Raw genomic sequence first — 6,610 nt, forward strand, 5'->3', positions numbered from 1 at the left:
TAAGAAAGTATTAGATTACAAAACTCCCAGAGAGGTGTTATACGCTGGCTAACTTGGACTTGAATTTTGCCTTTTTTGACCGCAAAAAGCAAAATGTTTACTTTTTAGACGTAGATTTTCCCAAAAAGTTAGTCTATAATTATAGTATAGTCATAAGACAATAAGTCATCTTAGAAAGAGGTCAACCATGCTCAAACTTTGGTATCAACAAGTAGGACAGGCACTTAGGAGCTTGAAAAAGAGCTCTATCCGCTTGCTTACGGCAATCTATTAGCACTTACGCTAAGGATAGCGGGATTAGCTCTGCTCTACAGCGGTGTTTTAAGCATTGTTTTTCAAAATGAAGTTAGCTGGTTTTTAAAGATAGCGCCTATTATCGGTGGGATTTTATTGACCGCTATCAGTAAAACCTTACTCTGGCTAAGCCAGTCCTCAAGGCTATCCAAGCACTTTATGTCCGCCATTGACTTTTTATCTGTCAGTTTTTCAGGTGCTTTTTTTGCGGTCGTTTTGGGACATTTTTGCCTTGGTTTGCCAACCATCAGCGCAGACGGGCTTCTTAGCCTAAAGACTTTGTGTATCGGAGCGCTTTTAGGAAATCTCATCTACCTCGCCTTTTTAAAAGGCATTGTCGCTAATGATACCCACAAACGTATCACACTCTACTGCTGTCTAGCTCTGCTGCCTTATCGCCTCTTGGCTAGTCTCACACCAAGCCAAAAACAACTGCACACCGTTTTGGTAGCTAGTGGTAGCAGCCTTATCTTTTTAGCTATCTTTGCTTCTTTTTATATCGGTGATATGACATCAAAATTCATCCCCAAAACCTTTAACGTCTACTTTCTTGCCATGCTCTTTTTCATCTTCTTGATTCATGTGTTTTTGGATTTTATCATCTCGCAACTTCGACTGGAGGATAAGAGCACGCAAGAAAACTTTGTTAAATTTTTCATGACCTGGGGAATGGCAGTCACCATGCTGATTTTCTATCTTTTTGATTGGAAACTTCTCCTTGGTGGCACTGAAGGCTGGGATATTGCCACACGAAACAGTGTGCTCTGGGCATTTACCATCTATCGTTTGATAACCAGTGTCAAGGACATCACCATTAACTTCTAGCCAAGTCTGGCTCGCAATTTTTCCACAAAGAGATAAGCCGCTGGGCAAAAGAGCGTGTTTTTAATGGTTAGATTGTTAATCTGATAGATTTTCTTGCGATCGGTATGCGGAAACTCTCTGCAGGCTTTGGGTCGCACTTCATAAATGCTACACAGATTATCCTCACCAAGAAAAGGACAGGGCATAGCCTTGAAAATCTTGTCTCCATCTTCGTCAACCTTTAAAAACGCCTCCTCAAACGCCCCTAGCTTCATCCGAAAGTGCTTTGCGATACGCTGTATATCTGCTTCTGTAAACAAAGGTCCCAAGGTCTTGCAGCAATTGGCACAGGCTGTGCAGTCAATCTCAGCAAAAACCTCTTGGTGTACTTCTTGGACAATTTTATACAGATTTTTAGGCGCTTTTTTCTTGAGCGTGGCTAAAAATTTACGGTGCTCTCCTTGTTTTTGCTGGGCGAGTTCTTTGTAGCGTTCGATATCAAGACTTGTTTGTGACATCTTCTTCCTCTCTTTATATAACAAGCAAAAACCGCCTCAAGGCGGTTTTATTAGTCACTAATAGACTGTTCGTAGGCTTCTTTGACATATTCTTCAATCTTGCCAGAGTCTTTTAGTTGTTTGATGATTTTATTGATTTTATTTTTAAGGGCTGTGCTACCTTTTGGCATAGCAATAGCGTAAGAGTCTGAATCACCTGACTTCAAGGTTACTTTTTCAGCAATCGTCAAATCGCTATTTTTCTCAACATAACCTTTAGCGATTGGCTTTTCAAGAACGACAGCGTCTACTTTACCGCTCTTAAGTTCACTAATGATTTCACTGTTTTGAGTAAGCGTCAGCACTTTAGCACCTTTTAGTTGTTCCTCAGCGACAGACTCTTGGATGGTACCTTTTTGAACAGCGACTTGCTTGTTTTTAAATGAACTTGTTGATGTATATTTATCAGCGTCAGACTTTCTCACAAGCACCACGTTGACAGACTCGTAGTAGCTATCTGAAAAATCATACACTTTTTGACGTTCTTTGGTTGCTGAAATACCAGCGATAGCAATGTCGGCTTTACCAGATTGTACACTGGCTAGGACGTTATCAAAAGACATAGAAGAAATTTTGACCTTAACGCCAAGCTCCTTACCGATAGCCTTGGCAATGTCAATATCAGCTCCGACAACAGTGTCTTTTCCGTTAACAAGTGTCTTGAACTCAAAAGGCGCAAACTCAGGGTTGGTCGCTACTGTCAAAGTCCCCTTATCTTCGATTTTTTTGAGCGAGTTGTCCTCTGAACTTGACGACGATGAGCCACAAGCGACTAAGGCAGTGGCTGAAAAAGCGAGCAAAGCTCCAGCTACAAGGTGTTTCCATTTCATAAGCGTATTCTCTTTTCTTTTAGTTATTTTTAAGTATGTTACTATTCTATTTTATATTTATTCATTTGTCAAGGATTTATATGGAAAAATATCCAAATTTTATTTCACCATCAAAAAAAGAGACCAGTTGGTCTCCTTTTTCTTATCTTAGTGGCTGTGCCAGATGTCTTCGTTGTATTGCTCAATAGTGCGGTCTGATGAGAAGAAACCAGCTTTTGCAATATTGTGGATAACTTTTTTGTTCCAGCTGTCTTGGTCTTCGTAATCTGCAAAGACTTGTTCTTTTACTGCGATGTATTCTTTAAGGTCAATCAAAGTCATGAACCAGTCTTTATTGATAAGCTCATCACGAAGGCGGTTGAGGCGTTCTTCATTTCCGACAGCTACCACCTGGTCGCTCACGATAAAGTCAACAGCTTCCTTGATAGCTTCGTCGCCTTCATAGTAGTCTTTAGAAACGTAGCCTTCTGTAGCGTAGAGCTCGATAATGGTATCAGAGTCTTTACCAAATGTGTAGATGTTTTCTTTACCAGCCAACTCTGCAATCTCAACATTGGCACCATCCATTGTACCAAGTGTGAGAGCACCGTTTAGCATGAACTTCATGTTACCAGTTCCTGAAGCTTCTTTTGAAGCAAGAGAGATTTGCTCAGAAACGTCAGTGGCAGGGATGAGGTGCTCAGCAACAGTGACGTTGTAGTTTTCAACCAGGTGTACGTTGAGGTATTGGTTCACTTCTGGGTCGTTGTTGATAAGCTCAGACAGACACAAGATAAGGTGGATGATGTCTTGTGCGATGATGTAAGCAGGCGCTGCCTTACCACCAAAGATAACTGTGATTTTACGTTTTGGAAGGTTACCACGTTTGATTTCAAGGTATTTGTGGATGACGTAAAGAGCGTTCATTTGTTGACGTTTGTACTCGTGGAAACGTTTGATTTGTGTATCAATGATAGAGTTTTCGTCAAGCTCAATGCCTTTGTTTTCTTTGAGGTAGCGTTTAAGCGCTAATTTGTTGTTGTGTTTGATTTCAGCAAGTTTAGCATGAACTGCCTTGTCGTCTGCATAGTCAAGCAATTTTTCAAGCTGAGTAGCGTCTTCAAGATAACCATCACCAATCAACTCTTTGAGGTAATCTGCCAAGTCTTGGTTGGCAAATTCAAGCCAGCGACGGAAAGTGATACCGTTTGTTTTGTTGTTGAATTTTTCAGGATAGATATCGTAGAATGGCTTCAACTCAGAGTTTTTCAAGATTTCTGTGTGAAGTGCTGCTACCCCGTTGACACTTGTTGAGAAGTGGATGTCCATGTGTGCCATGTGGACACGATCATCTTCGTCAATGATTTGAACAGCTGGGTCGCTGTATTTGCTGCGAATAAGTTTGTCTAGTTTTTCAATGATAGTGACAAGATGTGGAACGACTTCGTTGAGGTACTCAACAGGCCATTTTTCAAGGGCTTCTGCTAGGATAGTGTGGTTTGTGTAGCCGACCATGTTGCTTACGATGCTAACGGCTTCGTCAAAGTCAATGCCATGTTTTTCCGTCAACAAACGGATAAGCTCTGGAATGACCATTGATGGGTGCGTGTCGTTGATTTGGACATAGGCGTAGTCAGCAAGGTCATGAAGGTTTGAGCCGCGTTCAAGCGCTTCGTCAATGAGCAATTGCGCAGCATTTGAGACCATGAAGTATTGTTGGTAGATACGGAGCAACTCACCGTTCTTGTCAGAATCGTCTGGATACAAGAAGAGAGTCAAGTTTTTCTTGATTTCAGTCTTGTCAAAAGTGATACCGTCATGGATAAGACCGTAATCTAAACCGTCAATATCAAAGAGGTTGAGGTAGTTTTTAGTATCTTTGTGGTAGCCAAGGACATCAATACGGTCAAGACGAGATTTCAATGTGAAGTCCTTGAATGGCACGTCGTAGCTAATGTCAGTTGGTACTAGCCAAGAGTCGTTTTCAATCCAGTAGTTCGCTTCAGCTTCTTGTTCGTTGTGGTGGAAGACTTGTTTGAAAAGTCCACAGTGGTAGTTGAGTCCAACACCTTCACCGTTGATACCAAGTGTTGCCATAGAGTCGATGAAACATGAAGCTAAACGTCCAAGTCCACCGTTACCTAGTGATGGTTCTGGTTCAACATCTTCGATTTCAGCGATGGATTTGCCAGCAGCTTCCAGTTCTTTTTTGACATCTTTGTAAATGCCTAGGTTGATGAGGTTGTTAGACAATAATTTCCCAATCAAAAATTCAGCTGAGATGTAGTAGACTTTACGTTTTGCTGTGTTTTTTCCTTTTTGACTAGCTAGTTCTTTGACGTAGTTCAATAAGCTCACGTAGATTTCTTCGTTTGTCATTTGAGCTAATTGATTGCCATTTTCTGCTACATAGTTACTAAAAGTTGTCATGATATTCTCCTATTTTCGTCCTCGATAATATACAGTTGTGATTTCTTTTAAGAAGTCTTTGCGTTCTTGTGTTAGATCTTCAGCAAGCATGCGCCATTGCCAGTTGCCTCCTAGGGTATTTGGCGTATTCATACGGCTGCTTGCTGGTTTATCAAGTAAGTCTTGCATGCAAGTGATAGCAATGCTACTTACAGATGAGTAGAGTGTGCGAAGCGCTGTTTCGACGATAGGCTCATCTGGCAAGCGACGCATGTAGTTTTCAGCGTAGGCTTGTTGCTCTTTTGTCAAACTGTCAAACCAACCGTTGATGACTTCATTGTCATGCGTACCAGCGTAGGCAACGCTGTTTTCTGTGTAGAAATGTGGTAAGTCCTCGCTAGAGCCGTCTGTATCAAAGAACCCAAACTCTAAAATCTTCATCCCTGGAAAGGCTGTATCAGCAAGCAGTTGCTCAGCTTTTTCATCGATGTAACCAAGGTTTTCAGCGATGATTGGCAACTCTCCCAATTCTTTCTTAACAGCGTCAAACAGAGCACGTCCTGGACCTGGTTGCCATGAACCGTCGTTAGCTGTTTCGTAGTCGCCACGGATTTCCCAGTAATCAGAGAAGCCTTTGAAGTGGTCGATACGAAGCACATCGTACATGGTCACACCAGCTTTGATACGCTCAACCCACCAAGCATAGTTAGTCTTTTGGTGCTCACTCCAGTTGTAGATTGGGTTGCCCCAAAGTTGACCGTCATCACTAAACTCATCAGCAGGCACACCGGCAATCACTGTTGGGCGGCGGTTAGTGTCAAGCTTAAAGAGTTCAGGCATGGTCCAAACTTCTACACTGTCAGCTGACACATAGATTGGCATGTCGCCGATAATTTGGATACCTTTGGTATTGGCATATTTTTTCAGTTGATACCATTGTTGGTCAAAGAAGTATTGAACGACTTTGTGGAAGAGTATCTTATCTTCAAGCTCCTTACGGTAAGTCGCAAGCGTTACTGGGTCACGTTTGATAGCTTTGACATCATCCCACTCGGTGAGTGCTTTATTGCCAAAGTGTTCTTTTAATGCCATAAACTCAGCGTAGTCAGCTAACCAGCTAGCTTTTTTCTCAAATTGCGCTAAGCGTTCTTTGTTGCTTTTTTCTTGTAGGAAAGTTGTAACTGCTTTTTCTAGGATAGGACGGCGAGCAGTGTAGATACGTTCGTAGTCCACTTGCTCTGGGTCATTTCCAAAATCAACAGTTGCATAGTCAGCCTCACGCAGATAACCCGCCGCAGCTAACAAATCAAAGTCAATAAAATGTGTGTTTCCTGCGATGGCAGAAAAAGATTGATAAGGGGAGTCACCATAACTTGTCGTTGTCAGTGGCAAAATTTGCCAGTAAGTTTGGTCTGTTTCCTCTAAAAAATCGACAAAATCATAGGCAGATTTACCGAAAGTTCCCACACCAAATTGGTTTGGTAGAGAAGTGATATGCATTAGGACACCGCTTGCACGTTTTGCCATAGTTGTAATCTCCTTGTGCTATTGTTTACATTTTTAGTTTAACGCAAGCGGTTGCATAAGTCAAGTGTTTTTTGACAAAAAATTCAAAAAATAGTCTTTTTTTAGCCTCCTAAAAGTTCTAAAATGAAGTTAACCACTTAAAAGTATGAAAAAACACCTCAGAGAGATATAATTGTAATCACCACAAAAACAATTAGAAAGACTCTGAGA

At 41.5% G+C, this 6,610-nt stretch carries 6 protein-coding genes; 1 reads left to right on the forward strand and 5 read right to left on the reverse strand.

Annotation, left to right across the window (positions count from 1 at the left end; translation table 11 throughout):
* Positions 1-335: 335 nt before the first annotated feature.
* Positions 336-464: a hypothetical protein gene (locus tag AALA56_RS09530; RefSeq protein WP_369909813.1), complete on the reverse strand. Its 129-nt coding sequence runs from the start codon at positions 462-464 to the stop codon at positions 336-338.
* Between AALA56_RS09530 and AALA56_RS09535 the strand changes: the two genes are divergently transcribed.
* Positions 454-1,119 carry a hypothetical protein gene (locus AALA56_RS09535; RefSeq protein ID WP_369909814.1) on the forward strand — a complete coding sequence of 222 codons (666 nt, stop codon included), beginning with the start codon at positions 454-456 and terminating at the stop codon, positions 1,117-1,119. The genes AALA56_RS09530 and AALA56_RS09535 overlap by 11 nt on opposite strands.
* Here the strand turns inward: AALA56_RS09535 and AALA56_RS09540 are convergent.
* The 4 genes from AALA56_RS09540 to malQ form a co-directional block, all read right to left on the reverse strand.
* A complete protein-coding gene (locus tag AALA56_RS09540; protein WP_369909816.1) occupies positions 1,116-1,616 on the reverse strand; it encodes a YkgJ family cysteine cluster protein in 501 nt (166 codons plus the stop codon). The genes AALA56_RS09535 and AALA56_RS09540 overlap by 4 nt on opposite strands.
* 50 nt (positions 1,617-1,666) lie before the next feature.
* Positions 1,667-2,485, reverse strand: a complete 819-nt coding sequence (locus AALA56_RS09545; RefSeq protein WP_369909817.1) for a transporter substrate-binding domain-containing protein — start codon at positions 2,483-2,485, stop codon at positions 1,667-1,669.
* A gap of 147 nt (positions 2,486-2,632) precedes the next feature.
* On the reverse strand, positions 2,633-4,894 hold the full coding sequence (glgP, locus tag AALA56_RS09550) for a glycogen/starch/alpha-glucan family phosphorylase (protein ID WP_369909818.1): 2,262 nt from the start codon (positions 4,892-4,894) through the stop codon (positions 2,633-2,635).
* A gap of 9 nt (positions 4,895-4,903) precedes the next feature.
* Positions 4,904-6,400 carry a 4-alpha-glucanotransferase gene (gene malQ / locus AALA56_RS09555; protein ID WP_369909819.1) on the reverse strand — a complete coding sequence of 499 codons (1,497 nt, stop codon included), beginning with the start codon at positions 6,398-6,400 and terminating at the stop codon, positions 4,904-4,906.
* Positions 6,401-6,610 lie beyond the last annotated feature (210 nt).

Source organism: Streptococcus hyointestinalis, from assembly GCF_041225505.1.
GTDB classification, from domain to species: Bacteria; Bacillota; Bacilli; order Lactobacillales; family Streptococcaceae; genus Streptococcus; species Streptococcus hyointestinalis_B.